This window comes from Dermacoccus abyssi (genome assembly GCF_003515945.1).
Classification (GTDB): Bacteria; Actinomycetota; Actinomycetes; order Actinomycetales; family Dermatophilaceae; genus Dermacoccus; species Dermacoccus abyssi.
Genome location: NZ_QWLM01000004.1, coordinates 137,648 through 164,541, shown reverse-complemented (window position 1 = coordinate 164,541; position 26,894 = coordinate 137,648). Strand labels below are relative to the sequence as shown.

Here is a 26,894-nt window from a genome sequence, read left to right as displayed (position 1 = left end):
CTCGCTAGGGTGGAGGCATGTCGCGCACCGTCTTTGTGACCTCGGCCGAAGGCGAGACGGGTAAGTCGACCGTCGCCTACGGCCTCCTCGACCTCCTCTCCCGCCAAGCGGGCCGCATCGCCGTCTTCCGGCCGGTCACGGCCGCGCGCAGGGACAAGGTCGTCGACCTCCTCCTGTCGCACCCGGCCGTCGACCAGAGCTACGAGGACGCCATCGGCGTCACGTACGACGCCCTGCACGACGACGAGCAGGCCGCACTCGGCACGATCCTGCAGCGTCGGGACGCCGTGGCCCAGAACGCCGACGTCGTGCTCGCCCTCGGCAGCGACTTCGCCGACGTCTCCACCGGCCGGGAGGCCGAGTTCAACGCGAAGATCGCCGCGAACCTCGGTGCACCGGTCGTTCTCGTCGTCCACGGGCGCGAGCGCACGCCCGAGGAGATCGAGCAGGTCGCCGTCATGGGTTGCGCGCAGCTTCGCGCCCAGCACGCGGTGCCCGTGGCGCTCGTCGTCAACCGCGCCACGAGCGGTGACACCGACGCCATCCGCGCCGCGCTGGCGCAGGACCCCGAGACCGAGAGCGTGCCCGTCGCCGGCGTCGTGCCCGAGGTGCCCCTGCTCGTCGCGCCGACGATCCAGGCGCTCGCGGACGCGTGCAACGCGACGCTGTGGCGCGGCAACCCCGAGTGGCTGCAGCGCGAGTCGCGTGGGTTCGTCGTCGCCGCCATGTCGCTGCCCAACGTGCTTACGCGCCTCGTCGAGGACGTCACCGTCATCGCTCCCGGTGACCGCTACGACGTGTTGCCCGGCCTCGTGCTCGCCCACCAGTCGGGCACCTTCCCGGGCCTCGCCTCGGTCGTCCTGACCGGCGGCTACCGCCCGCCCGAGAGCGTCCAGCAACTGCTCGACGGCACCGAGCTCGACGTGCCGATCCTCGTGACGAACGACGGCACCTTCGAGACGACGGCGGCGCTCGCTGGCACGCGCAGTGCCCTGTCCTCGGGGAGCCTCGCGAAGAAGCAGACGGCGCTGCGCGTGTTCAGCGAGTCGATCGACGCCGAGCGACTGCTCACCGCGATCGAGGTCGACGAGGCGGCCGTCGTCACGCCGCTCATGTTCGGCCACCGCCTGCTCGACCGCGCGCGCGGCGACCGCAAGCACATCGTGCTGCCCGAGGGTGACGACATCCGCATCCTGCAGGCCGCCGACGAGGTGCTGCGCGCCGGCATCGCCGACCTCACGATCCTCGGCGACGAGAACCGGGTGCGCGGCCTCGCGAGCAGCAAGGGCCTGGACATCCGCGGGGCGCGCATCGTTTCGCCGCAGGACGAGGAACTCGTCGAGAAGTTCGCCACCGAGTACGCGGAGCTTCGCAAGCACAAGGGGCTGGAGCTCGAGAAGGCCCGCGAGATCGTTCAGGACGTGTCGTACTTCGGCACCATGATGGTGCACCTCGGGCTCGCCGACGGCATGGTCTCGGGTGCCGCGCACACGACGGCGCACACGATCAAGCCGAGCTTCGAGATCATCAAGACGGCTCCGGACGCGAAGATCGTCTCGAGCGTCTTCCTCATGGCGCTCGCCGATCGCGTGCTCGTCTACGGCGACTGCGCGGTCAACCCCGACCCGAGCGCCGAGGAACTCGCCGACATCGCCATCAGTTCGGCGCGTACCGCCGAGGCGTTCGGCGTCGATCCGCGCGTTGCGATGCTGTCCTACTCCACCGGCACGTCCGGTAGCGGTGCCGACGTCGAGAAGGTACGCAGCGCAACAGAACTCGTGCGCGAGCGGGCGCCTAAGCTGCTCGTCGACGGGCCGATTCAGTACGACGCGGCCGTCGAACCGAGCGTCGCGCGCTCGAAGATGCCTGACTCGCCGGTGGCCGGACGCGCGACGGTGCTCGTCTTCCCCGACCTCAACACGGGCAACAACACGTACAAGGCCGTGCAGCGCTCCGCGGGCGCCGTCGCCATCGGACCGGTGTTGCAGGGGCTCAACAAGCCGGTCAACGACCTGTCGCGTGGTGCGCTCGTCGAGGACATCGTCAACACGATCGCCATCACTGCCGTCCAGGCGCAGGAGGAAGCACGATGACCCAGCGCGCCGGCAACGTCCTCGTTCTCAACGCCGGCTCCAGCTCGCTCAAGTACCAGATCGTCGACCCCACCACCGGCGAGCACCTCGTCAAGGGTCTGATCGAGCGGATCGGGCACGACAACGCGACGATCACGCACGAGTACGACGGAGAGAAGACCCACCGCGAGGTGGCGATCGCCGACCACGCCGTCGCGCTCGAGCAGATGACGCACGTCATGAGCGAGACCGGTCTCGCACTGGCGGACGCGGGCGTCGTCGCCGTCGGTCACCGCGTCGTCCACGGCGGGCGAAACTTCTCCGACCCCGTGCTCGTCGACGAGCGGGTGCTCGCCGAGATCAAGCGCCTCGGCACCCTCGCGCCGCTGCACAACCCCGCGAACGCGACGGGAATCGAGGCGGCACAGCGCATCCTTCCCGACCACGCCCACGTCGCCGTGTTCGACACCGGCTTCTTCGCGACGCTACCGCCCGCGGCGTACACCTACGCCATCGACGCCGCGCTCGCCAAGGAGCACGCCCTGCGTCGGTACGGCTTCCACGGCACGTCGCACGAGTACGTGTCGGCGCGGGTGCCGGAACTGCTCGGCGCCGATCCGGCCTCCCTCAAGCAGATCGTCTGCCACCTCGGCAACGGTGCCTCGATGTCGGCCATCGACGGCGGTCGTGCCGTGGAGACATCGATGGGTGTGACGCCGCTGGAGGGCCTCGTCATGGGCACGCGCGGCGGCGACATCGACCCCGGTGCCGTGTTGCACCTCAACCGCGTCGCGGGGCTCGGCGTCGACGAGATCGACACCCTCCTCAACAAGGGCTCGGGCATCCTCGGCATGGCCGGTGCGACCGACTTCCGCGACCTCATGGAGCGCGTCGAGGCGGGTGACGAGACGGCGACGCTCGCGTTCGACGTCTACGTGCACCGCCTCGTCAAGTACATCGGCGCCTACACATCGGTTCTCGGTGGCGTCGACGTTGTGACGTTCACCGCCGGCGTCGGCGAGAACAACGCCGCGGTCCGGGCCGCCGTCTGCGAGCGTCTCGCGTGGCTCGGCGTCGAGCTCGACGAGGCCGCGAACGAGGTGCGCAGCGACGACCCGCGCGTCGTCTCGACTCCCGCCTCGAAGGTGGCCGTCTGCGTCGTGCCGACGAACGAGGAACTCGCCATCGCTCAGCACACCGTGGCCGTCATCGACTGAGCACCGTAGTGCCCGACCGGAGTCGTGCACAGCGATGTCAGCGAATTTTCACCTATCCTCCGCCCCGATGTCACCCCGCCTCTCCTAGCCTTGACCTTGCACAAGGGAACGCAGTACCAGGGGACACACATGAAAATTCGATCGATCTTCTCAACCGTTCTGTCGGTCACGGTCGCGGCGCCGTTCGCCGCGTGGGGAGTCAGCGCGGCGGGTGCGGAACCCCATCCGTCGCCGGGAGCCGGAACCGTCGCATCCACGTCGCCCTCGGCACCGCAGGTGGTACCCGGCGCCGAGCCCACCACGACGGTGCCCGGTAACGCTTCGAGCACACCGCCGACGCCCACACCGTCGTCGTCCGAACCCTCGGCGTCCTCCCCGGCGACGAGCAGCAGCACGACTTCGTCACCGCCCACGTCGACGCCTACGGAGCCGACGAGCACCTCTCCCACCCCGGCGCCGATCCCCGTGGGTCCGCACGTCGCCACCGTCACCGGCATCGAAGCCCTCGGCAAGCCGACGAGCACCGAGCAACGGTGGTACCGAGCCGGTGGTGGTTATGCGCAACACTTCGAGAGGGGCCTGGCCCTGATCGCCGTGGACGCTTCGGGACGGCCGATTCCGACGATGGGTGGTGTGGTGCTCGACGGCTTTGCGGAGTACTACAAGGCGCATCCGAACACCGGCTGGCCGGTGAGCCCTCAGATGTCGGACGCGAAGGGTCTCTGGCAGCGGTTCGACTCGCCGAGCCACGCGTACCGGGGCGCGCTCATGCGCGCCTCGGCCTCCGCCCCGATCCACGGGGTCGAGTCACGGGTCTACGACTACTACGTCTCGAATCCCGCCGTTCGACAGATGGTGGGGAGCGCGACGGCGTCGTCGTCCGCGGTGAAGGCCTGGACGCGAGTCGGCGGAGGCACCGTTCATCCCTTCGCCGGCGGCTGGGTGACGGTGGCCAACTCAGGTGCGAAGGCCGTGGTGCCGGCGTCGTTCAAGCCGAACACGCGGGTGCCCGGCACGACGAAGTTCGCCTGGGACGGCATGTATGCCCACGGGTGGCCCAAGGGGCTCCCGACCACGCGGTGCGGTGGTGCGGCGATCCTGACGGAGAAGGGCACCGGATACGCGATGGGCGACACCCGGTGGTGCCCGAGTGCGAAATACGCCCAGCCTCTGACCGCCATCCCGAAGCAACCGATGCCGTACGCCCTCACGTCCGCAGGCGGCGGGGACGCAGGCTGGAATGTCAAGATTCTGCAGCGTTTCCTCGGGGTGCGCGACAGTAAGGGAACCGCCCACACCCGCTTCGGACCACTCGAGCGGCTCACCGGCACGACGGCCTCCGCCCTCGCACGCAAGCGTGCTTCCATCGGTTGGGCCCGCACCCCCAGACTCGACAAGGGACTGTGGAACAAGCTCGGTATCGGGACGCCCTGGGATGAGGCGACGGAGGCGAATCAGCCTGTGCTCGGACTCGCGGCGACGCGGCAGGAGCGGATCAACACGATGATGAGCTACGTCCGGAACAAGACCTACGCGAACGGTTACGAGTACACGTACGGCGCGGCGGGCCCCGGGCGCGTCGGGTTCGACTGCTCCGGGCTCATGCTCGCGGGGATGTACCACGCCGGTGTGTATCCGCGCAGCGCGAACATTCTCGACGACATCATCCACCCGACGAAGCTCACGCAGGCGCTCTACAACGACACCTCGCTCAAGAAGGTGCCGGTCACTCAGCGTCAGCCTGGCGACCTCATCTTCTACACCTCGAACGGCTCGGCTTCGGGGATCGGGCACGTCGGCATGTACGTGGGCCGCGACCGCACGTTCGACACGGCGAACAACGGTTACGAAGGGGCGAACCGTGACATGTACTGGCTGACGAGGTCCGGGAGCATGTCGATCATGCCGTACGCCGTCCGCCCCGTGGCCGAGGGATGACCATGATGCGTCGAGTGCCCGCAGCCGTCGCGTGCCTTGTCGTCGTCGCGGCGCTGACCGGCTGCAGCGATGAGGGGAACGTCGAGAGGAACGCTCCGAGTGGAACCCCGGTGCCGAGCGCCACCCGCACATCGGACGCGGGAACCTCGTCGCCCGGATCCACGGCGCCGAGTGCACCGATTTCGGCCACGGGGACGAGGAGTTCGGGAGCGGCGCATGTCGGCATCGTCATCGACCAGCGCTTCCAGGTCATTCCGCGGCGGATGAAGACAGAGGGCGACGTGCTCCTGCTCGACGGGAAGGTGGATGCGCAGGGAGTCTTTTCCGGGGTGCGGGCCGGCGGGGAACTGCGGGCGCCCTCGTTGTCGGAGAAGGTGAACGTCGTGTGGATGTCGGCCGATACCGCGACGAAGGTCGAGTCCTGGGGACCGTGCGCGTCGTCGTGCAAGCCGGTGAAGGTGCCCGCCGGCGCCCAGTACGTCCTCGTGCAGAGCTCGGATGCCGGCCTCGTCGAGATCGCCGAAGGAACAGGAATCACCGTCCAGATGACGAAGGCGAACGTCCCCGCGAACAGCGCCCCGGACCGGGCGACATCGACCGCGGCACCGTGACGACAGCCCTGCCTGAGAAGGGGTGACGTAAACCACGGCCGAGGGAGTACTCTGAGCCATCGTCGTCGCGTCGTGCGGCGTCGAGCCATGGCAGATCGTTCTGATGTTCACACGCGACGCGCATGGTGGGGGGAGCGCCAGCGCTCATCGTCGAGCGCAGCGTCGTTGCGCTCCGCCAGAACCGAATGACACATGGTCATCACACGTCGCCAATTTCTCGGCGGATCAGCGGCGCTCGCCGGCACCGTCGCACTCGCTCCGGCTCCCGCAGCCATGGCAGCGACCGCACCCACGCTGGCGCAGAACCGAGCTTTCGGTCTGCGGATGCTTGCCACCATGCGTCAGCACGAGGGGGATCGGTTCGTCTGGGGCGCAACGGGCCCGACGCGCTGGGATTGCTCGGGGTTCTTCCGGTGGGCGCACGAGACAACGGCCGATCCGCTGGGCAAGCACGCGGGCTACTACCTCCTGCACAACGCCTCCGCCATCCGCTACTCCGCCGCGCATCTGAAGCTGCGCGTGAAGGTGCCGCTCCTCGAGGCAGCGAAATACGCTCAGCCCGGCGATGCCGTGTTCTTCCACAACCGGCACGGCGTTCACCACTGCGGCATCGCCGAGGGCGGCAACCGCTTCCACTCGGCCGCAGGATGGACCCGCCGGCGTGGGTCTGCTCCACGACCTTCGACTTCTACGCCAAGTACTCCATCGACTCGAGCGCCGAAGCCCAGGCGTCCGGCCGCTACACCCACGTCTCGATCTGCTCGTTCGTCGGACCGGGCGTCTCCGCCACGACGACGGCTCCCACCCCTGCGACGCCCGCACCGAAGGGCACGGTGACCAAGCGTGTCAAGGCAGGCGTGAAGCTCAACGTGCGGACCGCGCCCTCGACCACGGCGAGCCTCGTCGGCAAGCTGGCAGCCGGAACCGCCGTCACCGGAACCTTGTCCGGCGGATGGATGAAGATCACGACCGGCACCTACGTCGGTCGCTTCGTCAGTGCGACGTATCTGGTGTGAGGGGAGCAACGATGAAGAACCTCACACGCGCTCTCGTCCTAGTCTTGTCGACCACGGCTGTGGCCGGCGCCGTCGTACCGGCCACAGCGCACGCGGCGACGAACGTCACGCGCTACACGCCACGGCCACCACGAACATCCGATCTGCGCCCTCGACCGGGGCAACGAAGGTCGCCAGTGTGCCCACGGGCACCAAGATCGTCGGCACCCTGTCGAACGGCTGGATCAGGATCTCGTCTCCGACGGCGTACACCGGCCGCTACGTCAGCGCGTCGGTGCTCGGCACGAGCGCCCCGGTGAACACGACGCCCTTGACGGGGTGGGCTGGATATACGAAGACGTCGCTCCTCAACTCCTCGGGTCGCAAGGTCGGATCGTTGCCTGCCGGAACCACGGTGTCGGGCGGACTCAAGGGCACCCACTTCGTCGTCGGCTCGGACCCCTACGCGGGCAAGCGGGTGTCGATGTACGACGTCATGTGGACCGACATGACCAAGGCATTGCGCGGAAACGTCGCCAAACCGACCTCCAAGGCGCCGGTCGGTGAGACGGTCACCCGCTACACGGTCAAGGACCTCGACTACAAGCCTGCCGTCCGTGCCGCCGCCACGACGCACTCGACGCTCGCATGACGCCGGGAACTGCCCTCGAAGGTCAGTACGTCAACGGTGCCTGGTTCAAGGTGACCTCCGGTGCCTACGCGGGCCGGTACGTCAGTGCCGACCTGTTGCACCCGACGAGCGTGATGGCGGACGCCAACGGGCAGATCCCGTCGGCCGACCTGTGCGAGGTGCCGTCCTGGATGAACACCGCGTGGGCTCCCAAGACGCCTCGAACCCTGCAGTGCAACGCCCTCGCGGGTCTGCTCGAGATGAACAAGGCCTTCAAGGCGAAGTTCGGGTACTCCCTCGTGCTCGACGAGGGGTATCGCGACCTGCAGACGCAGAACATGTACGCGAAGGTCTGCGGTTTCCCACGCGCGGCCAAGCCGGGAACCTCCAACCACGGCTACGGGCGAGCGATGGATCTCCTCGGTAACACGAGTGCGCTGGCTGAAGGGCGCGGTGCTTCTCCGTTCAAGTTCGGTACCGCGGCTGATAGGTGGCTGAGCAACAACGGCAAGGCCTACGGGTGGGACCGCCCCGAGCACCTGGACAAGAACGGAACGAACCCCGAGTACTGGCACGACAACTGGATCGGCTGAGTTCGAAACGCTCGTTAGCCTGGGCGCCATGCCGCTTCTCCTGCCGATCGCTACCGCGCGCACGACCCTTCGTCCGTTCACCGACAACGACGTCGACGACCTGCTCGACTATCACGCGCGCCCAGGCGTGGCCCGCTATCTGCTCGCGGGGCCGCTCGATCGCGCCGGCGTGATCGCGAAGATCGAGCGGCACAAGACTCAGATCGGGCTCGACACGGACGCCCGAGCGGTGGCCGTCGCCGTCGAGTACGAAGGCTCCGTCGTCGGTGACGTCGGCATCTGGCTTCTCGACGAGACGAACGAACGCGCCGAGATCGGGTGGGTGTTCTCCCCGGAGGTGGCAGGGAAGGGGTTGGCGACCGAGGCTGTGGCGGCCTTCATCGACGCCGTCTTCGCACACTTCCCGCTGCACCGCCTCGAAGCGCAGATGGACGGTCGCAACGATGCCTCCGCGCGCCTGTGTGAGCGCCTCGGGATGACGCGGGAGGCGTACCTGCGCGAGGACTTGTGGTCGAAGGGCGAATGGACCGACACGATCAAGTACGGATTGCTCGCCTCCGACCGGACGAAGTAGCCGCAGAAAAGCCGAGTGGCCCGGCACCCGGGGTGGGGGTGCCGGGCCACTCGCGTGGAGCGTTCGGATCAGAACGCAGCTTCGGGGACGTCCATGAGGGCGCCGTCCTCGGCGAGGGTGATGGCCTTCTCCGACGCCATGCGCGGCAGCACCGTGCGCGCGAAGAACTGCGCGGCGGCCACCTTGCCGGTGTAGAAGTCCTCGTCCTTGCCGGCGTCACCCGCGTCGAGACGGGCCTGCGCGACGACGGCGGCCTTGAGCAGCAGCCAGCCGATGACGACGTCGCCCGCAGCCAGCAGCAGGCGCGTCGACGTCAGGCCGACCTTGTAGGCGTCCGTCGGCTTCTCGAGCGAGTTGATCGCAGCGCCGAACATGAACTCGCCCATGTCCTTGAGGTCGGTCGCGGCCTGGCCGAGCAGGCCGGCCTCACGCTGCAGCGAGGCCGGAGCCTCGGAGATCGTGGCCATGATCTGCTTCTGCAGCTCACCGAGTGCGACGCCCTGGTCCTTGACGATCTTGCGGAAGAAGAAGTCGAGGCCCTGAATGGCGGTTGTGCCTTCGTACAGCGTGTCGATCTTCGCGTCACGCACGTACTGCTCGACGGGGTACTCCTTGAGGAAGCCCGAACCGCCGTACGTCTGCAGCGACTCGGTGCCGAGCAGGACCCAGGCGCGCTCCGAGCCGACGCCCTTGACGATGGGCAGCAGCAGGTCGTTGAGGCGAGCGGCCAGCTCTGCCTCGGTGCCATCTTCGAGCTCGACGGCCGGGTTGCCCTTCTGCGCCTGGTCGACGATGTCCTGCTGGCACGCCGTGTAGACGACGAGCGAGCGCAGGCCCTCCGCGTACGCCTTCTGCAGCATGAGGCTGCGGCGAACGTCCGGGTGGTGGGTGATCGTGACGCGCGGGGCGTCCTTGGCCGGCGTCGTCATGTCGGCACCCTGGACGCGCTCCTTGGCGTACTCGAGCGCGTTGAGGTAACCGGTCGAGAGCGTCGCGATGGCCTTCGTGCCGACGAACATGCGGGCGTTCTCGATGACCTTGAACATCTGCGCGATGCCGTCGTGGACATCGCCGAGCAGCGTGCCCACGGCCGGGTGCTCGTCACCGAAGGTGACCTCGCAGGTCGTGGAGACCTTGAGGCCCATCTTGTCCTCGACGTTCGTCACGTAGGCGCCGTTGCGCTCGCCGAGCTCACCGGTCTCGAGGTCGACGTGGTACTTCGGGACGACGAAGAGCGACAGGCCCTTCGTGCCGGGGCCTGCGCCCTCGGGGCGGGCCAGGACGAAGTGGACGACGTTGTCGACCATGTCCGACTCGGCCGAGGTGATGAAGCGCTTGACGCCCGTGATGTTCCACGTGCCGTCGTCGTTCTGCGTGGCCTTGGTGCGGCCGGCGCCGACGTCCGAACCGGCGTCGGGCTCGGTGAGCACCATGGTGCAGTGCCAGGCGCCGTCGACGATGTGCTTGGCGAGCTTCTTCTGCTCGTCGTTACCCATGTAGTACAGGAGGGAGGCGAACGCGTAGCTGGCGGAGAACATGTGGACGGCCGGGTTGGCGCCGCAGACGAGCTCGGCGAGCGACCAACGCACCGACGGCGGAACCTTCATGCCCTCGAGCTCGACGGGGGCGTCGAGCATGCCCCAGCCTGCGTCGATGTATGCGGAGTAGGACTTCTTGAACGACTCGGGCATCGTGACCGACTTCGTCGCCGGGTCGTAGACCGGCGGGTTGCGGTCGGAGTCGACGAGGCTGGCGCTCAGATCGCCCTCGGCGAGCTTCGCCACCTGGTGGACGATGTCGCGGGCCACGTCCTCGTCGACGTCTTCGTAGATGCCGGTGCCCAGGACGTCCTGGCGGTTGAACACCTCGAAGAGGTTGAACTCGATGTCGCGAACGTTGCTCTTGTAGTGAGTCACGGATCCTCCGCAGCGTGAAAAATGGGTCTCCTGCATTGTGCTACTCGCGAGTAATGCTCGCAACACGGGGGTGCGCTTGCCCGTCCCGGGGCCTCGGGTGACGATGGAGGCGTGGGCGAAGCGAAGAGTCGGGTCGAAGCTGCGGTGGAGCGTCTGCGCGCTGCGGGGGAGCGGTTGACGCCGGGGCGCCGTGCCGTCATCGAGGTGTTGGACGCCGATTCGCGCCACCTCGACGCGGAGGCGATCGCGACGGCGGTGGCCGATCTCGAGCCGGGGGTGCACCGGGCGACGATCTACCGCTCGCTCCAGGCTCTCGTCGACGGAGGAATCGTGCGGCACACGCACGTGCCCGGCGGAGCCACGATCTACCACCTCGCGAGCCTCGAGCAGCTGTCCGCGGCGGGCGATGATGCCGCTGAAGATGCCCATTCGGGTCACGCCGGGCACGGTCACGCGCATCTGCAGTGTGTGCGCTGCGAGCGCTTCACGGATGTTGACGTGGAGGAGTTCACGCCACTCGTGGCGCGGATTCGGGAGCTCACCGGCTTCTCGGTGGACGCGCAACACGCGGCATTGCTCGGGGTGTGCGCCGAATGTGCCGCTCGAAAGGCGGACGAGGACGACGTGTGATGGAGCGGGCGACGGGAATCGAACCCGCGTGTCCAGCTTGGGAAGCTGGCGCTCTACCATTGAGCTACGCCCGCACGGCCCCGGACTTCCGGGGCGTTTCGCTACTTTAGCGGGTCGCGGGGACGCGTGCACGCCGACCCTCCGCGCAGTGATCCGTTGCCGTTCTTCGAGCAGACTGCCTCGGGCGCCTGCTCCCGGAACGCCGGTCGACTACGGTGTGAGACGTGCTGCTTTCTGACCGGGACATCAAGCGACAGATCGACGACGAGCGGGTCGTGCTCGACCCCTTCGACCCGTCGATGATCCAGCCGTCGAGCATCGACGTTCGTCTCGACCGGTTGTTCCGCCTGTTCGACAACCACAAGTACCCCTTCATCGACCCGGCCGAGGAGCAGCCCGAGCTCACGCGCCTCGTCGAGGTCGAGCCCGACGAGCCGTTCATCCTTCACCCCGGCGAGTTCGTGCTCGGCTCCACGTACGAGACGATCACGCTGCCGGACGACGTCGCGGCGCGCGTCGAAGGAAAGTCGTCGCTGGGCCGCCTCGGTCTGCTCACGCACGCGACCGCCGGCTTCGTCGACCCGGGCTTCTCGGGGCACGTGACCCTCGAGTTGAGCAACGTCGCCACCTTGCCGATCAAGCTGTGGCCGGGCATGAAGATCGGCCAGCTGTGCTTCTTCCAGCTCACCTCGCCCGCCGAGCACCCCTACGGCAGCGCGCAGTACGGCTCGCACTATCAGGGCCAGCGTGGCCCCACCGCCAGCCGCAGCTTCGCCAACTTCCACCACACCACGGTCTGAGCCGTGACGGGCGCCGAGGCGAGTAGCGCGAAGTCGTCGGGCGCTGCGGAAGCGCCGCGCTCCGAACCGGTGCCCGACGCGCCGGCCCGAACGGTCGACGAGAGCGAGTTCGGCGACCGCGTGGCCGACACCCTCGACGACGTGGCCGATTCCCTGCTCACCGACGGCTCGGTCGTGGACGACGACGTTGCCTCCCTCGACGACGAAGCCGTCACCGTCGAGGCGCCCAGTCGGCCCGCGACGACGAAGCGCTCCGGCAAGCCGGTCACCGCGAGTCCGGTGCTGTCGTTGCCGCGAGCCAAGCATCCCGAGGCCGTCGCCCTGTTCATCCACGGCGGGGAGGTCAACGCCAGCATCGCCATGTACCGCGGCGACCCGGCCTACCTACGCGTCATCCCCTTCGCCCGCGACGTGGAGCGTCGCAGTCACGGACGGATCGGGGGAGCCGTGCTGCGCCTCGCGGTGCGCGGTTGGAACGAGCCCGAGAAGCCGGCCGTTCAGGACGCCCGGTGGGCGCTGCGTGAGCTGCGCCGCCAGTACCCGGGGCTGCCCCTCGCCGTCGTCGGCCACTCGATGGGCGGACGCGTGGCCCTCGACCTCGCCACGAGCGACGAGGGCGACGACCTCGCGGCCGTCGTCGGGCTCGCGCCCTGGGCGAGTGACGAATACGAGGCCGAGCCGTTCGGCACGACGCCGTTCCTCGGTATCCACGGACGCCAGGACACCGTCACCGATCCGGCGGCGACCGCCGATCTCGTCGAGCGCATCACCGCCGCCGGTGGCGACGCACGGTTCGTCGATCTGCCGGGCTGGCACGCCATGCTGTGGCGGCCGATGCGTTGGCACAAGGAGTCGTCGCAGTTCCTCATCGATCACCTGCTGCGCAAGGGGAGCAGCGCGCCCGACGGACGGTAGGGCTCCGGCTTTCCCTGGGGCGGTTGTGAGGGCTTCGCCTCGGAGGACGGATCCACCGTTGCGAGATCGAATGTGTAGGTGCGGGCGTTGCCGGTGAAGAACTTCTCGGTGGAGTGCTCGTACTGCGCCACCTGCGATTCGGGATGGCTCCTGACCTGTTCCACGATGGCCTGGTAGTTGTCCTTGTAGCGCGCCATGCTGTGCGCCTCGAGGTTGTCCGTCGAGCCGTCCGGCGCGGTGAGCGAGCCTGGATCCGTGAACACGACCCGGGTGCGGTTCGGTTCACCGGTTCCGTTGGCGCGCCCGTCGATCCGGTGCACGGGATCGGCCGAGTTCTCGACGTTGAGCACGGAGGTCTTGTGCGGCACCTTGAGGTGTCCCACCGGCGAGCCGTACGTGACGACGTGCGTGATGTTGATGTCACCCTTCTGCTGGTGGCGCGCCATGTTCGTGGCCACCATGCCACCCTGCGAGTGGCCGAGGACGATGACCGGTTCGCCCTTGCCTGCCACGCCTTCCTTCGCCATGGCCTGACGCAGGGCCGTCAGCGCCGCAGCTTCGACCGGACTCTGGCGGCCGGCTGCGGCGTAGAGGTTGCCGTTGCCGTTGAAACCGTTCTTGCCGTTCGGCGCGAACGTCGAGGTGCCCGGCAGGATGAGCGTCCACGCCCCCTGACCCGTTGTCGGATCGACGACGCGTTGCACCTGGATGTGCCCGGCGTTCTCGGGGTTCTTGTAGAGCTCCGGGATACGCCCGGCCGCCTCGCTCACGCTCCGCACCTCCGGTGCCTTGGTCGCCGAGTTCGGGTCGGACGTCAGTCGGGTGCCCACGCGTTTCGGGACGCCTGTGAGAACGATCGTGGCGGCGTGCAGGGCCGTGATGTCCTGGGCGTAGGGGCCGGGCAGCACATCGGAGACGACCTGGACGACCATGTCGATGGCATCGGGTGCCTCGCGTTGGATCGTGGCCAGATCGACGTCCTTGCCCGAGATGGCATCCGCGATGACGTGGTTGAGCTTCAGGCCGGTCATGACGAGGTCGGCGGGGAGGGCTAGCCGGTCGACGAACTGACCCGCGATCAGCTCTGCGTCCTCGTAGGTCTTGACCGAGTAGTCGAGGAACGCCGCCATGATGCTGGCGCGCACCTGCGCGGCCATCAGGCCCTGCTTGCCGATGGTCAGGCCGAGGATGGCCTTCGCACACGCCGCGCTCGTGCCCGGCGACAGGACATCGCCGCGGAAGGGCAGGTTCCACTCGATGGTGAAGACGGTGGAGAAATGACCGTCACACTCGTCGGCGACCGTGCGGAAGGTTGCGGCGGTGAGCCGCAGGTCGGACAGCTTCGCGTCGACGTGCGAGGCGCTCGGGCCGTGGACCGTGAAAGCGACGGACGACGGGCCGTCCGGCGCCCTCACGACGTCACCCCTTGCGCCGCGAGCAGATCGAGCGCGGCCAGGACGATGCCGCTACGAACGTCCTCCCACGTCGTTTCGACCGGCTTGAGTGGCTGACGACGGTCGGTCCAGACGCCATCGCGTCGTTCGGCGAGTGCGTAGACGTGGATGCCCTCGTCGGCGGTGACGACGGCCGCCACGGCGCACGTCGCGTCCGGCCCAGCCGCCGTGATGTCGCACGTCAGGTGCGCGATGATCTCCTCGACCGCGACGCTCTCGTAGGTTCCGCGCGCCGTGCCGACGTCAAACGTTCCCTCTGCGACGTGACACGTGCGCGTCGTCGACTCGTCACCGACATCCACCCTCACCGACAACTGCGGGCGGGTGCTCGTCTCGACGTTCATCGGGCCGCACCACCCCGGATGGCCTCGGTGGGGATGGGGCGCGAATGCGTGGGCGGGCCAGTGACGGCGTCCACCGCACGGCCGGGCAACCCGACGATCGTCTCGAGCGTGTCGACGCGGGATTCGACGCTCGCGGCGTGCTTATCGATCGTGATGGCGAGGGCATGTGCGTCAGCGCTGCGCTGATCCATGATCCGCGTGAACTCCGTCAGCTTCTGACGGCAGAAGTCGGCCGACGTCGACTTCCAGTGCATCGTCGTGATCTTCGTGCGGGTGTTCGATGCGGTCGTCGACAAAGAGGTGCCGACCGTACGGGCCACCCGCGCCTGGGCCCTGATGTCGTCTGCGAGGCTGCTCATGCCCGCGACGTTACGAAGCGCTCACCGCCTCGTCATGTGCCGCCTCGAGCGGCCTGTGGAAGGGCCCGCCCGGCCCGAGTGAAGGAGCCCACAGCCGTCACCTCCTGTGAACGAAAACCGGCAACAACGAGGCGTGGCACCCACCGAATCGGTGGGTGCCACGCCTCATGTCAGCCGTGCTGGAGCGATCAGACGGTCTGCTCCGCCTCGTCGTTCTCCTTCTGCTCCTCGCCGCGGCGCACAGCCGCAAGGAGCATGTTGGCGACGTCGACGACCTCGACCTCTTCGCGGGCGTCGCCGTTGCTCTGCTCGGCGGTGAGACCGTCCGTCATCATGACGCGGCAGAACGGGCAGCCGATGGCGATGCGGTCGGCGCCGGTTGCGACGGCTTCCTTCGTGCGGTTGACGTTGATGCGCTGGCCAAGCTTCTCCTCCATCCACATGCGCGCGCCACCGGCGCCGCAGCAGAACGAGGTCATGCCCGAACGTTCCATCTCCTTGTACTCCACACCCGGCAGAGCCCCGATGAGCTCACGCGGCGGCGCGTACACGTTGTTGTGACGGCCGAGGTAGCACGGGTCGTGGTACGTGACGCTCTTGCCCGTGGAGGCAGCACCCGACTTGTCCTTCGGCTGCTTCGCGAACTCCTCCGGAGCAGCCACCGGCGTCAGCTTCTTCTCGCGCACGAGGCGGTTGAGCAGCTGCGTGTGGTGGACGACCTCGAACTCGCCGCCGATCTGCGGGTACTCGTTCTTGATCGTGTTGAAGCAGTGTGCGCAGGTGACGACGATCTTCTTGACGTTCGCGTCGTTGAGCGTCTCGACGTTCTGGCCCGCGAGCATCTGGAACAGGATCTCGTTACCGGCGCGACGAGCCGGGTCACCGGTGCAGCTCTCGCCGTCACCGAGGACGGCGAAGTCAACGCCCGCGGTGTGCAGCAACTCGGCGACGGCACGCGTCGTCTTCTTCGCGCGGTCCTCGTAGGCGCCGGCGCAGCCGACCCAGAACAGCCACTCGACGTCGTCGGCCGACTCGACGTCGGAGCCGATGACCTTGACGTCGAACGGCAGACCCTTGGCCCAGTCGAGGCGCGCACGCGCCGACATGCCCCAGGGGTTCTGCTTGTTCTCGAGGTTCTTGAACAGGCCGGCGAGCTCCTGCGGGAAGGCGGACTCGATGAGGGTCTGGTAGCGACGCATGTCGACGATGTGGTCGACGTGCTCGATGTCGACGGGGCACTGCTCGACGCAGGCGCCACAGGTGGTGCACGACCACAGGACGTCCTGATCGATGACGGCGTCGGGACCGTGCGGGTTGTACGCCGTCAGCGGGTTCTCGATGTCGTAACCCGTGTCGCCGATGAGGGCCGTCTCGAGGAGGTTGACGTTGCTGTAGTCACCCTTGGGTGCCTCGCCGTCCGTCGTCGCGGGGGCGCTCTTGCCGGCCGCAGCGGCCTGCAGGAACGGCGCCTTGGCCGACGAGTGGTCGCGCAGCGTCATCATGAGCAGCTTGGGCGACAGCGGCTTCTCGGTGTTCCAGGCGGGGCACTGGCTCTGGCATCGGCCGCACTCGGTGCAGGTGGAGAAGTCGAGCAGGCCCTTCCAGGTGAAGTCCTCGACCTTGCCGACGCCGAAGCTCGTGTCCTCGTCGAAGTCGAGCTCCTCGACGTTCGTCACCGGCTCGCCGTCGACCTTCATCGGCTGCAGCGCGCCGAGCGACGTGCGGCCGTCGGCGTTGCGCTTGAACCAGATGTTGAAGAAGGCGAGGAAGCGGTGCCAGGCGACACCCATCGTCGTGTTGAGGGAGATCGTGATCATCCAGGCCATCGAGATGAGGATCTTGATGGCGGCGACGGCAACGATGAACTGCTCGATGCCCTCACGGCCCATCGACTCCAGCGGCATGCCGAGGAAGAAGGTGAGCGGGAAGTGCAGGGCGCTCGCGTGGTCGTTGTCCGTGACTGCGGCGAGGGCGTACTCGAGGGCACGCAGCGTCAGGATGCAGGCGCCGACGCCGAAGATCGTGAACTCGACATAGTAGGCCTGCCAGAACGTCGAACCGAAGAAGCGCGACTTGCGTCCGTCCTTACCCGCCGAACGCGCCGGGTGGTGCTTGCGGCGGTTCCAGATGAGCCACAGGATGCCGGCGAAGCCCGTCCACGCCATGAACTCGGTGAGCCACTCGTACGGCGGGAAGTGGCCGATGAGCGGCAGGGCGTAGGCCGGGTCGAAGATCTGGCCGTAGGCGTTGACCAGCGTGAAGAACAGCACGCCGAAGCTGATCATCGTGAACCAGTGGGCGATCGCGACGATCGGCAGGCGCGCCATGCGCGTGTGGCCGAGGAATTCGCGAAGGAGCGTGGCGGTGCGGGCACCCGGTGAATCGGTGCGCTTTTCGGGGGCGCCGAGTCGGAACAGCGACGTCATCCGCATGACCGCTCGCACCAGCAGCGCGACGCCCACGACGGTGATGACGACGCAGATCACTGCGGCGACGATCTGAAGGGCTGACATGCGCCTCAGTCTAAACGGCGTTACCGGCGCGTAACTGCTGGGATGCACCATCACATGTCACCCGGGAATTAGTCACGCCCCCGTGTGCTAAAGGAAGTGAAGCCCTCGGGGGAAGGTTTCGCGATAACCACACGTTGGTATGCTCATAAGCAGTTCTAATCATCCCGCTCACTCGGATCACACGGAGGTCAGCCCGCATGCCCATCCTCGACGACGTCACCCAGGCCATCGGCAACACGCCGCTCGTGCGGATCAACCGCATCATCGACTCGGGCGCCACGGTGGCCGCGAAGCTCGAGTTCAACAACCCCGGCGCGTCCGTCAAGGACCGCATCGGCAAGGCGATCATCGAGGCCGCGGAGGCCTCCGGTGAGCTGAAGCCGGGCGGCACGATCGTCGAGGCCACCTCGGGCAACACGGGTATCGCGCTCGCGATGGTCGGCGCTGCGAAGGGCTACGACGTCGTCCTCACGATGCCGGAGACGATGTCGAAGGAGCGCCGCGCGCTGCTCAAGGGCTTCGGCGCCGAGCTCGTGCTCACCCCGGGCTCGGAGGGCATGAAGGGCGCCGTCGCGAAGGCCGAGGCCATCGCCGAGGAGCGTGGCGCCGTCCTCGCCCGTCAGTTCGCCAACACGGCCAACCCCGAGGTGCACCGCCGCACGACGGCCGAGGAGATCTGGCGCGACACCGACGGCGCCGTCGACATCGTCGTCGCGGGCATCGGCACGGGCGGCACGATCACGGGCGTCGGTGAGGTGCTCAAGGAGCGCAAGCCCGAGGTGCAGATGATCGCCGTCGAGCCGGCCGAGTCGGCCATCCTCAACGGTGGTCAGGCCGGCCCGCACAAGATCCAGGGCCTCGGCGCCAACTTCGTGCCCGAGATCCTCAACCGTGAGATCTACGACGAGGTCATCGACGTCGACGCCGCCACCTCCGTCGAATGGGCGCGCAAGGCCGCCACCGAGGAAGGCCTCCTCACGGGTATCTCCTCGGGCGCCGCGCTCTACGCCGCCTCGCAGGTCGCCGCTCGTCCCGAGAACGAGGGCAAGACGATCGTCGTCATCATCCCGAGCTTCGGTGAGCGCTACCTGTCGACCATCCTGTTCGAGGGCGTCCTCGACGACTGATGTCGGGAAGACGACCGGCCTTCGAGGGGTTGACCCTCAAGGCCGGTCGCTTCACTGGTGACCTGACGAGGAGGAACGGTGGCGAAGAACCCACTCACGCGCGTGCGTGACGCAGGCAAGGCCGTGGCCCAAACCATGGCCGAGGACGTCGACGCTGCGCTGGCACGCGACCCCGCGGGCGGCTCGCGCCTCGAGATGGCGCTCGCGTCGCCCGGTCTGCACGCCGTGTGGAGCCACCGCGTCACACACGCCATGTGGCGGCGCGGCGGGCGCTGGAAGCTGCCCGCGCGCCTCGGCTCGCAGGTGACGCGCGCCGTCACCGGCGTCGAGATCCACCCGGGCGCGACGATCGGTCGACGCTTCTTCATCGATCACGGCATGGGCGTTGTCATCGGTGAGACGAGCGAGGTCGGCGACGACTGCATGCTCTACAACGGGGTCAACCTCGGTGGGCGCACGCTGGCCAAGGTCAAGCGTCATCCCACGCTCGGTGACGGCGTCACGGTCGGCGCGGGTGCCCGCATCCTCGGGCCCGTCGTCGTCGGCAACGGCGCTCAGGTGGGCGCCAACGCCGTCGTCGTCAAGGACGTCCCGGCCACGGGCGTCGCGGTGGGTGTTCCGGCGAAGGTTCGGGTGCCCCAGGCACCTGCCGTCGACCCGTTCACGGACCCCGCGCTCTACATCTGAACGCACCCCATCCGACGGTTCACCCCGTCACCTCGGGGTGAACCTCCCGACCAAGGAGGTCATGTGCGCGCACCACGCGTAGCGATCATCGGTGCCGGCCCCGCAGGAATCTACGCGGCCGACATCCTCACCAAGGAGCACGAGAGTGCGACGGTCGACATCTTCGACCGACTTCCGGCTCCGTACGGGCTCGTGCGCTACGGGGTGGCGCCCGATCACCCGCGGATCAAGGAGATCGTCAAGGCGCTGCGGCGGGTGCTCTCGGGGGATCGCATCCGCTTCATCGGCAACGTCGACTACGGCACGGACGTCGACCTCGAGCGTCTGCAGCAGCACTACGACGCGGTGATCTTCTCCACCGGTGCGTCCTCGGACCGCCCGCTCGAGATCCCGGGAATCGACCTTCCGGGCAGCTACGGCGCCGCGGATTTCGTCAGTTGGTACGACGGTCACCCGGACGCCCCGCGCGATTGGCCGCTCACGGCGAAGAGCGTCGCCGTCATCGGTGCCGGCAACGTGGCCCTCGACGTCGCCCGCATGCTCGCCAAGCCCGCGGACGAGCAGCTCACCACGGAGATCCCGGACAACGTCTACCAGGGCCTCGCGCTCAACGAGGCGACGGACGTCCACGTGTTCGCTCGCCGTGGCCCGGCGCAGCTGAAGTTCACGCCGATGGAGTTCCGCGAGCTGTCGCACTCGCCGAGCGTCGACGTCATCGTCGAGCCGGAGGGCTTCGAGATCGACGAGGCCGGCCAGGCGGCGATCAACGCGAGCAAGTCGACGAAGCTCGTCGTCAACACATTGCTCAAGTACCTCGACACCGAGCCCACCGGGGCGCCGCACCGCATCCACATCCACCTCTGCCAGGCGCCGGTCGAGGTGCTCGGTGAGGATGCCGTAACGGGGTTGCGCACCGAGCGCACCGAGTTCGTCGGCGACGGCAACGTGCGCGGCACGGGGGAGACGATCGACTGGGACGTGCAGGCCGTGTACCGCGCCGTCGGGTACTACTCGTCGCCGCTGCAGAACGTGCCCTTCGACGACGCCCGCGGCGTCGTGCCGAACGAGGCCGGCCGCGTGCTCGACGAGTCCGGAGAGCCGATTGCAGCGACGTACGTGACGGGTTGGATCAAGCGCGGCCCTGTGGGCCTCATCGGCCACACGAAGTCGGACGCGTCGGAGACGATCCGTTGCCTGCTCGAGGACCTGCCGTCGCTCGTGGCGCCGGCCGTCGACGACGAGGACGCGCTGCTGCGTCACCTGCTCGACAGCGGTGTCGACGTGACGCTGTGGGACGACTGGGAGCGCTTGGACGCGCAGGAGATCGCGCTCGGCGCGGGCGCGGGCCGCGAGCGCGTGAAGATCGTGTCGCGCGAGGACATGATCGCGGCCGGTCGCGCGCACGCGGAGCAGGTGGCTTCTTGACCCGAGCTCATCGTCAGGTCCGACGTTAGAGCATGACGAAGGGCCCGCGCCGTGTCGGCGCGGGCCCCTTCGTGTGTCAGGCGTTGGGTCAGCCCTTGGCAGCAGCCTTGAGCTTGGAGCCTGCCGTGACCTTGGCGGCGTAGCCGGCCGGGATCTCGATCTCGGCGCCCGTCTGCGGGTTGCGGCCCGTGCGGGCGGCGCGCTCGACGCGCTCGATCGTGAGCAGACCCGGGAGCTGGATCTTCTCGCCGCGGCCGACGGCCTCGATGATGACGTCGTTCAGGCCGGCGATGACGGCGGAGGCGTCCTTGACGCTGACGCCGGTGCGCTGGGCGATGGTGCTGGCAAGATCACTGCGGTTCATGGATGAATCCTCTTCTCTAACCTGTCGCAGCCGGAACGGTTCCCCGAAGGCCCCGCGTTAGGCCGCGTTGTCTGCGAATCTACGCGATGCGCCGCGAAATGTCGCGCCCGAAGGGGTGAAAACCGACTCGGAGTGCTTCACGAAGCGTCGTAGTCGGAAGTTGGGCGTACGACCCGGAGGGGTCAGGGAAGCTTCTCGCCGCCGGGGCCGAAACCGCTCGTGTCGGCGTGGAGTTCGCCGTCCTCGCCGCGGTGGATGGTCTCCGGCAGGTCCTTGTCGCCGCGGTTCGCGACGGAGTCCTTGGCGTCGCCGGCCTTGGCGGCAGCAGCCTGGCCCGCGCTCTTGCCCGCGTCGGCAGCCTTCTGGCCGACGGCAGCAGCGACGGCGGGTGCCTTCGTCTTGACCTGCTCGGTTGCGGCGGTGACCTTCTCCTGGACCGCCGGGTTCTGCCAGGCCTTGTCGGCCTGCTTCTTGATCTGCTCGTAGCGCTTCTCCCCGGCACGGGTGCCGAAGACGTAACCGACGGCGGCGCCGGCGAGGAATGAAACCTTGCTCATCATGGTGTGGCTCCTTCGTAGTCGTAACTTGCTTGTCACCCTACCGAATCCGCGGCTTTTCGCCAGGGGGCGTAGCATGGTTCCTCGCTACGGCACGCCTTTCGGGGTGGGCCGTGGTCACACGAGGAGGGCTCGCATAGTGGCCTAGTGCGGCGGTCTTGAAAACCGCTATGGGTTTACGCCCATCGTGGGTTCAAATCCCACGCCCTCCGCCAGATGTGAATGGGGCCTCCCGGCCGCGACGAAGTCGCTCCCGGGAGGCCCCATTCACATCTGGCGGCATGACAGGTAGGGGATTTGGGAGGAGGCTCCGCGGGCCGCGAGCGAAGCGACCCCCCGCGGAGCCGACGGCTCCCACATCCGTCACGGTCAGGCGCTTACCCAGCCAAGGCCCACACTTGGGCAGATCACCCCGCCAGGCGCCGCGTCAGCCGGCGGAGCGCTGCTCCTGCACCCACTCGACGTCGGAGCCGCGGTTGGGGCGGAAGGCGCCCTCGTAGGCGTCGGCGTTCTTCGTGAGGTAGCCGCGCACGAGCGGGCACACGGGGACGATGAGCTTGCCTTCGTCGCGGGTCGCGTCGACGGCCTGCTTGACGAGGACGGTGGCAAGCCCCCGGCCACCGAACTCCTCGTCGACCTCGGTGTGGAAGAACACGCGCTCGTCCACGCCGTCGTGGTCGCGGTCGAGGAAGAACGCGCGGCCGGCCTCGGCGCCCTCCTCGCTCAGCGTGATGACGTAGGCGTGGCGCTCGTCGTCGCGGGTGATGGCGACTGCCGCGCCGGTCTTGTCGGACAGGGATTCGCTCATGCGTCCAGCCTAGAGTGCAGTCTCGTCGCGATGGCCCTCGTGAGCGGCACCGAATCCACTGTCCGCCCCGACAGGGCAATGCTCGGGCGACGCGCGACTGTCCGCTCTGCGTCCGGTGAGAAACCGGCCTCACCGAGGTGCCCTACTGTGTCGCAGTGACCGACGACGAACTGCGCCTCGACACCACCGCCGGACGTCGTCTCCTCGCGACGACCGTGTTGGGTTCCGGCATGGTCTTCCTCGACGGAACGATCACCAATGTCGCCCTGCCGCGCATCGGGCGTGAGCTCGACGCCGACCTCGCGGGCCTGCAGTGGGTCGTCAACGGATACGCACTCTCGCTCGCGGCGCTCATCGTCGTCGGTGGCTCGTTGGGTGACCACTTCGGTCGCAAGCGCGTCTACGCCCTCGGTGTCCTCAGCTTCGTCGTCGCCTCCGTCGCGGTGGCCCTCGCGCCAACGATCCACCTGCTCGTGTGCGCCCGCGTCGTCCAGGGTGTCGCCGCCGCGGCCCTGACGCCTGGCAGTCTCGCGATGCTCCAGTCCGCCTTCGGGGAGAGGGACCGCCTCAAGGCCATCGGCGCATGGAGCGGCATGCTCGGCATCGCCACCGCCGCGGGGCCAGTCGTCGGTGGCTGGCTCGTCGGCATCGACTGGCGGTACGGCTTCTGGCTCAACGTACCGCTCGGCGCACTCGTTCTGTGGCTGTTGCGCGACGCCCCGGAAAGTAGCGATCCCGACGCGTCGCACCGCTTCGACGTGCCTGCCATTGTCCTCACCGTCACGATGCTCGCCGGGCTCACCTGGGCTCTCACCGACTGGAGGGCCGGCGGGCCCTTCGCCGCTGCCGTAGCGGTGGTCTCGGCCGTTGCTCTCGTCGTTGCCGAGAAGCGCTCGTCGCACCCGATGATCCCGCTCGTCCTGTTCAGGAACCGCATCTTCACCTGGGTCAACGTCGCCACTCTGTTCGTCTACGCCTCGTTCACGGGCAGCATGTTCTTCGTCGCGTTGTTCCTTCAGGTCTCCGCGGGCTGGTCGCCGCTCGAAGCGGGCGCCGCGAGCCTGCCGATCTCTCTCATCATGCTCGTGCTCTCGGGCTACTTCGGGGCGTCGCGCAGCGCCGCGGCGCTCTCGTGCCGATGGTCGGCGGCATGACGCTCGTCGCCGTCGGCTTCGCCCTGCTCGCCCTGGCGCCTGCGAACCCGACCTACGTGCGCGACATCCTGCCCGGCGTCAGCGTCCAGGGCTTCGGCATGTCGATGCTTGTCTCGCCCCTGACGGGCACCGTCCTCGCCGCCGCGCCGTCCGGACGCTCCGGCCTGGCGAGCGGCATCAACAACGCCGTCTCGCGCACGGCCGGTCTCGTCGCCGTCGCGGCCCTGCCGATGCTCGTCGGTCTCGTCGGCAGCGCCTATCAGGACGGCGAACGCGTGGCCGAGGCGTTCGGCACTGGCATGTGGTGGTGTGCCGGCTCGGTCCTGCTGGGCGCGATGGCAGCCGCCGTCGGCCTGGAGAGCGACGTCAGGCGTCGAGCATCTTCGTCAGCAGAGCACGCAGGAGTTCCTGCTCATCACCCGTGAGGTGGCGGGTGAGCTCGTGGGTCTGCTCCGCGCGGACCGCGCCGATCTCCTGACGTAGCGCGCGCCCGGCGTCCGTCAGCGTCAGCGCCGTGGCGCGCCGGTCGCTGGGGGAGGGGTGGCGTTCGACGAGCCCGCGCTCCTCGAGGGCGTCGACGACCTCCGTCGCCGAGCGTGCCGAGATATCGAGTCGTGCCGCGATCGACGAGGGGCGCACCTCGCCGTCGCCGGAAAGGCGCTCGATCATGGCGAGCGCTCGCGACAGCTGGGGCGTGATGCCATACGGCTCGAGCGAGTCGAGATGGGCTTGGCGCATCCGGCGGGCCGTGAGAGCCAGAAGGCTCGCGAGGTCCGACTCGTGCGTCGGCCGGGAAGGAATCGCCATGGCACGATTGTTACATCCCCGGATAGTGAGGAAACCTCACTAAAGCCGAAAGGACGTGATCACCACGACCAGCCAACCGAACCCCCACGGCCCCGGCCACGGCGCCGGCCGCTCCGGCATGCGCGTGAGCAAGGCCGACATCGCCCAGCTCGACGCCCACCCCGTCTCCATGCGCCGCATCACGCGGCTCTTCGCGCCGCACCGCGTGTCCATGGCCGTCGTGCTCGCGATCATCGTCGTCAGCGCCGTCATCGCGCTCGCGCCGCCGTTCCTCACCAAACACCTCATCGACGACGCCATTCCGCATCAGGACGTGCCGCTGTTGCTCACGCTCGTCGGCGGCATCCTGGCCGTCACGATCGTCACGCAGCTTCTCGGCGTCGTGCAGACCTGGCTCGCCACGCGCACCGGCCAGCGCGTCATGCACACGCTGCGCACCGACCTGTTCTCCCACCTGCAGCGCCAGCCCCTCGGGTTCTTCACCCGCACGCGCGGCGGCGAGCTGCAGAGCCGCCTGACCAACGACATCAACGGCATGCAGGGCGTCGTCACGGACGCCGCCACGTCGATCGCGAGCAACGTGACGACCGTCATCGGCACCGCGATCGCGATGGCCGTGCTCAGCTGGAAGCTTTCGCTCATCAGCCTCGTCGTCCTGCCGCCGGCCATCTGGCTGACGCGCCGCGTCGCGCGTCTGCGACGCGCGGTTCAGTCGAAGGCGCAGGGAACGCTCGCCGACATGCAGACCCAGATCGAGGAGGGCCTGTCCATCAGCGGTGTCGTGCTCGCCAAGACGATGGGCGCGGGCCCGCAGCTCAGCACCCGCTTCACGCGCTCGTCCGCCACGCTCACCGAACTCGAACTCCAGGCCCAGATGGCCGGACGCTGGCGCATGGGCACGACGTCGATCATCTTCGCCGTCATCCCTGCACTCATCTACCTCGCGGCCGGCCTCCCCGCCACGGGTGGTGGCATGACGATCGGAACGCTCGTGGCCTTCACCGGTCTGCAGTCCGCGCTCTTCCGCCCGCTCATGGGTGTGCTCAACGTCGGCATCCAGCTGACGACGAGCAAGGCGCTGTTCAGCCGCATCTTCGAGTACCTCGACATGCCCGTGGCCATCGCCGACCCGGCCGAGCCGGTTCGCCTCGAGCCTGACGCCGTGCGCGGCGAGGTGCGCTTCGACCACGTCACTCTGCTCTACCCCGGCGCTGACCGACCCGCGCTCGACGACGTCGACCTCACCGTGCCCGCCGGCTCCAACGTGGCCGTCGTCGGCACCACCGGCTCCGGCAAGTCCACGTTGGCGGCACTCGTCAGCCGGTTGCACGACCCCGACGCGGGCAGCGTGCGGATCGACGGCGTCGACCTGCGCGACATGACGCTCGCCGACGTGAGCGACCTCGTCGGTGTCGTCGTCCAGGAGCCCTACCTGCTCCACGCGACCATCGCCGAGAACCTGCGCTACGCCAAGCCCGACGCCACGGACGACGAGATCGTCGCCGCCGCGAAAGCCGCCGCCATCCACGACGTCGTCGCCGGTCTGCCCGACGGGTACGACACCGTCGTCGGCGCTCGCGGACACCGTTTCTCCGGCGGCGAGAAGCAACGCCTGGCGCTGGCGCGCACTCTGCTGCGCAACCCGCCGATCCTCGTCCTCGACGAGGCGACGAGTGCGCTCGACACCCGTACGGAACGCTCCGTCCAGGACGCTCTGGAGCGCCTGAGCGCGGGCCGCACGACCCTGACGATCGCCCACCGTCTCTCCACCGTCCGCGACGCCGACCGCATCGTCGTCATGGACGCGGGACGGATCGTCGAGGCCGGCACGCATGCCGAACTTCTCGCCCGTGGTGGGCGCTACGCGGAACTCGTCGCGGCAGCCGACCACGAGGAGCTGGCAGCCTGAGGCCGAACGGGTGCCGCCCGTCGCTGTGCGGTCATGCACTGTTCACGTTTGCGGGCGTCGCGCATGAGCCTCGGGGAGGCGGCGCGTGTTAGCGTGATGGTGGTTGCTTTGCAGTACCTCGGTTTTTCCTGTTGTTTCAACCTCAGGCGCCTATGGCATGCACATCAGCCTGAGTTTCAAAAGTTGAAGCTCAACGCAACACGATAGATAGAGGGATTTCCCATGGCACAGGGCACTGTGAAGTGGTTCAACGCTGAAAAGGGCTTCGGCTTCATCGAGCAGGACGGCGGCGGCGCTGACGTCTTCGTTCACTACTCGGCCATCCAGACCAACGGCTACCGCTCGCTCGACGAGGGTCAGCGCGTCGAGTTCGAGATCACGCAGGGCGACAAGGGCCCGCAGGCCTCGAACGTCACCTCTGCCTGATATCAGGTAGACCTCACGAAGGCCCCAGCCGGTTCGGCTGGGGCCTTCGTCGTGCCCGGATATCTCGT

28 protein-coding genes, 2 tRNA genes and 1 pseudogene are annotated in these 26,894 nt (G+C 68.2%); 20 read left to right on the top strand and 11 right to left on the bottom strand.

Annotation, left to right across the window (positions count from 1 at the left end; all coding sequences use genetic code 11):
• The first annotated feature begins 17 nt into the window (after window positions 1-17).
• Together pta and D1832_RS05275 are read left to right on the top strand one after the other, a co-directional pair.
• Window positions 18-2,093, top strand: a complete 2,076-nt coding sequence (gene pta, locus D1832_RS05280) for a phosphate acetyltransferase (protein WP_047310620.1) — start codon at window positions 18-20, stop codon at window positions 2,091-2,093.
• Entirely contained in the window at window positions 2,090-3,289 is a 1,200-nt protein-coding gene (locus D1832_RS05275; protein ID WP_118912922.1) for an acetate/propionate family kinase, read from the top strand. The genes pta and D1832_RS05275 overlap by 4 nt, the downstream gene beginning before the upstream one ends.
• On the opposite strand, the gene D1832_RS05270 is transcribed toward D1832_RS05275, so the two are convergent.
• Window positions 3,262-3,729, bottom strand: a complete 468-nt coding sequence (locus tag D1832_RS05270; RefSeq protein WP_147362619.1) for a hypothetical protein — start codon at window positions 3,727-3,729, stop codon at window positions 3,262-3,264. The genes D1832_RS05275 and D1832_RS05270 overlap by 28 nt on opposite strands.
• A 25-nt stretch (window positions 3,730-3,754) precedes the next feature.
• Here D1832_RS05270 and D1832_RS05265 point away from each other — a divergent pair, with 25 nt between their 5' ends.
• The 7 genes and pseudogenes from D1832_RS05265 (at window position 3,755) to D1832_RS05235 (ending at window position 8,631) form a co-directional block, all read left to right on the top strand.
• On the top strand, window positions 3,755-5,227 hold the full coding sequence (locus D1832_RS05265) for a C40 family peptidase (RefSeq protein ID WP_118912920.1): 1,473 nt from the start codon (window positions 3,755-3,757) through the stop codon (window positions 5,225-5,227).
• Between the two features lie 5 nt (window positions 5,228-5,232).
• Window positions 5,233-5,838 carry a hypothetical protein gene (locus tag D1832_RS05260; RefSeq protein WP_147362618.1) on the top strand — a complete coding sequence of 202 codons (606 nt, stop codon included), beginning with the start codon at window positions 5,233-5,235 and terminating at the stop codon, window positions 5,836-5,838.
• A 192-nt stretch (window positions 5,839-6,030) separates the two neighbouring features.
• A pseudogene (locus tag D1832_RS16195) lies at window positions 6,031-6,465 on the top strand (NlpC/P60 family protein); the annotation flags it as partial.
• A 20-nt stretch (window positions 6,466-6,485) separates the two neighbouring features.
• Window positions 6,486-6,854, top strand: a complete 369-nt coding sequence (locus D1832_RS15730) for an SH3 domain-containing protein (protein ID WP_241510871.1) — start codon at window positions 6,486-6,488, stop codon at window positions 6,852-6,854.
• 178 nt (window positions 6,855-7,032) lie between these two features.
• Window positions 7,033-7,485 carry a hypothetical protein gene (locus D1832_RS05245; protein WP_118912916.1) on the top strand — a complete coding sequence of 151 codons (453 nt, stop codon included), beginning with the start codon at window positions 7,033-7,035 and terminating at the stop codon, window positions 7,483-7,485.
• A complete protein-coding gene (locus D1832_RS05240) occupies window positions 7,482-8,057 on the top strand; it encodes a M15 family metallopeptidase (RefSeq protein ID WP_118912915.1) in 576 nt (191 codons plus the stop codon). Before D1832_RS05245 ends, D1832_RS05240 begins: the two co-directional genes overlap by 4 nt.
• Before the next feature lie 28 nt (window positions 8,058-8,085).
• A complete protein-coding gene (locus D1832_RS05235; protein WP_118912914.1) occupies window positions 8,086-8,631 on the top strand; it encodes a GNAT family N-acetyltransferase in 546 nt (181 codons plus the stop codon).
• Window positions 8,632-8,699: 68 nt separating this feature from the next.
• Here D1832_RS05235 and D1832_RS05230 read toward each other — a convergent pair whose 3' ends face one another.
• Window positions 8,700-10,547: an acyl-CoA dehydrogenase gene (locus D1832_RS05230; RefSeq protein ID WP_182434663.1), complete on the bottom strand. Its 1,848-nt coding sequence runs from the start codon at window positions 10,545-10,547 to the stop codon at window positions 8,700-8,702.
• A 111-nt stretch (window positions 10,548-10,658) separates the two neighbouring features.
• On the opposite strand from D1832_RS05230, the gene D1832_RS05225 reads away from it, so the two are divergent.
• Window positions 10,659-11,177 (top strand): Fur family transcriptional regulator, encoded by a 519-nt coding sequence (locus D1832_RS05225; RefSeq protein ID WP_047310614.1) that lies wholly within the window; start codon window positions 10,659-10,661, stop codon window positions 11,175-11,177.
• On the opposite strand, the gene D1832_RS05220 is transcribed toward D1832_RS05225, so the two are convergent.
• Window positions 11,178-11,251 (bottom strand) — tRNA-Gly (locus tag D1832_RS05220).
• Between the two features lie 150 nt (window positions 11,252-11,401).
• On the opposite strand from D1832_RS05220, the gene dcd reads away from it, so the two are divergent.
• On the top strand, window positions 11,402-11,977 hold the full coding sequence (gene dcd / locus D1832_RS05215; protein ID WP_047310613.1) for a dCTP deaminase: 576 nt from the start codon (window positions 11,402-11,404) through the stop codon (window positions 11,975-11,977).
• A gap of 3 nt (window positions 11,978-11,980) precedes the next feature.
• Entirely contained in the window at window positions 11,981-12,892 is a 912-nt protein-coding gene (locus D1832_RS05210; RefSeq protein WP_118912912.1) for a dienelactone hydrolase family protein, read from the top strand.
• Here D1832_RS05210 and D1832_RS05205 read toward each other — a convergent pair.
• From D1832_RS05205 to D1832_RS05190, 4 genes are all read right to left on the bottom strand, one after another.
• A complete protein-coding gene (locus D1832_RS05205) occupies window positions 12,850-14,307 on the bottom strand; it encodes an alpha/beta fold hydrolase (protein ID WP_118912911.1) in 1,458 nt (485 codons plus the stop codon). The two genes, D1832_RS05210 and D1832_RS05205, sit on opposite strands and share 43 nt — an antisense overlap.
• A complete protein-coding gene (locus tag D1832_RS05200; RefSeq protein WP_118912910.1) occupies window positions 14,304-14,690 on the bottom strand; it encodes a hypothetical protein in 387 nt (128 codons plus the stop codon). The genes D1832_RS05205 and D1832_RS05200 overlap by 4 nt, the downstream gene beginning before the upstream one ends.
• Window positions 14,687-15,049 carry a hypothetical protein gene (locus D1832_RS05195; protein ID WP_047310610.1) on the bottom strand — a complete coding sequence of 121 codons (363 nt, stop codon included), beginning with the start codon at window positions 15,047-15,049 and terminating at the stop codon, window positions 14,687-14,689. The genes D1832_RS05200 and D1832_RS05195 overlap by 4 nt, the downstream gene beginning before the upstream one ends.
• 188 nt (window positions 15,050-15,237) lie before the next feature.
• Window positions 15,238-17,562, bottom strand: a complete 2,325-nt coding sequence (locus D1832_RS05190; protein ID WP_118912909.1) for a (Fe-S)-binding protein — start codon at window positions 17,560-17,562, stop codon at window positions 15,238-15,240.
• Window positions 17,563-17,759: 197 nt separating this feature from the next.
• On the opposite strand from D1832_RS05190, the gene cysK reads away from it, so the two are divergent.
• From cysK to D1832_RS05175, 3 genes are all read left to right on the top strand, one after another.
• Window positions 17,760-18,689: a cysteine synthase A gene (cysK, locus tag D1832_RS05185; RefSeq protein ID WP_118912908.1), complete on the top strand. Its 930-nt coding sequence runs from the start codon at window positions 17,760-17,762 to the stop codon at window positions 18,687-18,689.
• 135 nt (window positions 18,690-18,824) lie between these two features.
• On the top strand, window positions 18,825-19,376 hold the full coding sequence (gene epsC / locus D1832_RS05180) for a serine O-acetyltransferase EpsC (protein WP_047311146.1): 552 nt from the start codon (window positions 18,825-18,827) through the stop codon (window positions 19,374-19,376).
• A gap of 63 nt (window positions 19,377-19,439) precedes the next feature.
• A complete protein-coding gene (locus D1832_RS05175) occupies window positions 19,440-20,801 on the top strand; it encodes an FAD-dependent oxidoreductase (RefSeq protein WP_118912907.1) in 1,362 nt (453 codons plus the stop codon).
• A gap of 88 nt (window positions 20,802-20,889) precedes the next feature.
• On the opposite strand, the gene D1832_RS05170 is transcribed toward D1832_RS05175, so the two are convergent.
• Entirely contained in the window at window positions 20,890-21,165 is a 276-nt protein-coding gene (locus D1832_RS05170) for an HU family DNA-binding protein (RefSeq protein ID WP_047310606.1), read from the bottom strand.
• Window positions 21,166-21,347: 182 nt separating this feature from the next.
• The gene (locus D1832_RS05165) at window positions 21,348-21,722 is read right to left on the bottom strand and encodes a YtxH domain-containing protein (protein WP_147362617.1); all 375 of its coding nucleotides are present in this window, start codon (window positions 21,720-21,722) and stop codon (window positions 21,348-21,350) included.
• Between the two features lie 125 nt (window positions 21,723-21,847).
• Between D1832_RS05165 and D1832_RS05160 the strand changes: the two genes are divergently transcribed.
• A tRNA-Ser gene (locus D1832_RS05160) sits at window positions 21,848-21,937 on the top strand.
• Window positions 21,938-22,149: 212 nt separating this feature from the next.
• Here D1832_RS05160 and D1832_RS05155 read toward each other — a convergent pair.
• Complete coding sequence (locus D1832_RS05155) at window positions 22,150-22,530, bottom strand: GNAT family N-acetyltransferase (protein ID WP_118912905.1); 381 nt, start codon at window positions 22,528-22,530, stop codon at window positions 22,150-22,152.
• A gap of 155 nt (window positions 22,531-22,685) precedes the next feature.
• Between D1832_RS05155 and D1832_RS05150 the strand changes: the two genes are divergently transcribed.
• Window positions 22,686-23,684, top strand: a complete 999-nt coding sequence (locus D1832_RS05150; protein WP_118912904.1) for an MFS transporter — start codon at window positions 22,686-22,688, stop codon at window positions 23,682-23,684.
• Complete coding sequence (locus D1832_RS05145) at window positions 23,681-24,109, top strand: MFS transporter (protein WP_147362616.1); 429 nt, start codon at window positions 23,681-23,683, stop codon at window positions 24,107-24,109. Before D1832_RS05150 ends, D1832_RS05145 begins: the two co-directional genes overlap by 4 nt.
• Here D1832_RS05145 and D1832_RS05140 read toward each other — a convergent pair.
• Window positions 24,051-24,491 carry a MarR family winged helix-turn-helix transcriptional regulator gene (locus D1832_RS05140; RefSeq protein ID WP_118912902.1) on the bottom strand — a complete coding sequence of 147 codons (441 nt, stop codon included), beginning with the start codon at window positions 24,489-24,491 and terminating at the stop codon, window positions 24,051-24,053. The two genes, D1832_RS05145 and D1832_RS05140, sit on opposite strands and share 59 nt — an antisense overlap.
• 118 nt (window positions 24,492-24,609) lie before the next feature.
• Here D1832_RS05140 and D1832_RS05135 point away from each other — a divergent pair, with 118 nt between their 5' ends.
• On the top strand, window positions 24,610-26,400 hold the full coding sequence (locus tag D1832_RS05135; RefSeq protein WP_118913030.1) for an ABC transporter ATP-binding protein: 1,791 nt from the start codon (window positions 24,610-24,612) through the stop codon (window positions 26,398-26,400).
• Between the two features lie 222 nt (window positions 26,401-26,622).
• Entirely contained in the window at window positions 26,623-26,826 is a 204-nt protein-coding gene (locus tag D1832_RS05130; RefSeq protein ID WP_047310585.1) for a cold-shock protein, read from the top strand.
• Window positions 26,827-26,894: the final 68 nt, after the last annotated feature.

Bases quoted from the DNA above. Each gene is read 5' to 3' on its own strand.
- D1832_RS05240 (WP_118912915.1), top strand. From the start codon at position 7,482: ATGACGCCGGGAACTGCCCTCGAAGGTCAGTACGTCAACGGTGCCTGG.
- D1832_RS05140 (WP_118912902.1), bottom strand. From the start codon at position 24,491: ATGGCGATTCCTTCCCGGCCGACGCACGAGTCGGACCTCGCGAGCCTT.
- D1832_RS05145 (WP_147362616.1), top strand. From the start codon at position 23,681: ATGACGCTCGTCGCCGTCGGCTTCGCCCTGCTCGCCCTGGCGCCTGCG.
- D1832_RS05275 (WP_118912922.1), top strand. From the start codon at position 2,090: ATGACCCAGCGCGCCGGCAACGTCCTCGTTCTCAACGCCGGCTCCAGC.
- D1832_RS05135 (WP_118913030.1), top strand. From the start codon at position 24,610: ATGCGCGTGAGCAAGGCCGACATCGCCCAGCTCGACGCCCACCCCGTC.
- D1832_RS05235 (WP_118912914.1), top strand. From the start codon at position 8,086: ATGCCGCTTCTCCTGCCGATCGCTACCGCGCGCACGACCCTTCGTCCG.
- D1832_RS05190 (WP_118912909.1), bottom strand. From the start codon at position 17,562: ATGTCAGCCCTTCAGATCGTCGCCGCAGTGATCTGCGTCGTCATCACC.
- epsC (WP_047311146.1), top strand. From the start codon at position 18,825: ATGGCCGAGGACGTCGACGCTGCGCTGGCACGCGACCCCGCGGGCGGC.
- pta (WP_047310620.1), top strand. From the start codon at position 18: ATGTCGCGCACCGTCTTTGTGACCTCGGCCGAAGGCGAGACGGGTAAG.
- cysK (WP_118912908.1), top strand. From the start codon at position 17,760: ATGCCCATCCTCGACGACGTCACCCAGGCCATCGGCAACACGCCGCTC.
- D1832_RS05195 (WP_047310610.1), bottom strand. From the start codon at position 15,049: ATGAGCAGCCTCGCAGACGACATCAGGGCCCAGGCGCGGGTGGCCCGT.
- D1832_RS05155 (WP_118912905.1), bottom strand. From the start codon at position 22,530: ATGAGCGAATCCCTGTCCGACAAGACCGGCGCGGCAGTCGCCATCACC.
- D1832_RS05165 (WP_147362617.1), bottom strand. From the start codon at position 21,722: ATGAGCAAGGTTTCATTCCTCGCCGGCGCCGCCGTCGGTTACGTCTTC.
- D1832_RS15730 (WP_241510871.1), top strand. From the start codon at position 6,486: ATGGACCCGCCGGCGTGGGTCTGCTCCACGACCTTCGACTTCTACGCC.
- D1832_RS05170 (WP_047310606.1), bottom strand. From the start codon at position 21,165: ATGAACCGCAGTGATCTTGCCAGCACCATCGCCCAGCGCACCGGCGTC.
- D1832_RS05130 (WP_047310585.1), top strand. From the start codon at position 26,623: ATGGCACAGGGCACTGTGAAGTGGTTCAACGCTGAAAAGGGCTTCGGC.
- D1832_RS05260 (WP_147362618.1), top strand. From the start codon at position 5,233: ATGCGTCGAGTGCCCGCAGCCGTCGCGTGCCTTGTCGTCGTCGCGGCG.
- D1832_RS05200 (WP_118912910.1), bottom strand. From the start codon at position 14,690: ATGAACGTCGAGACGAGCACCCGCCCGCAGTTGTCGGTGAGGGTGGAT.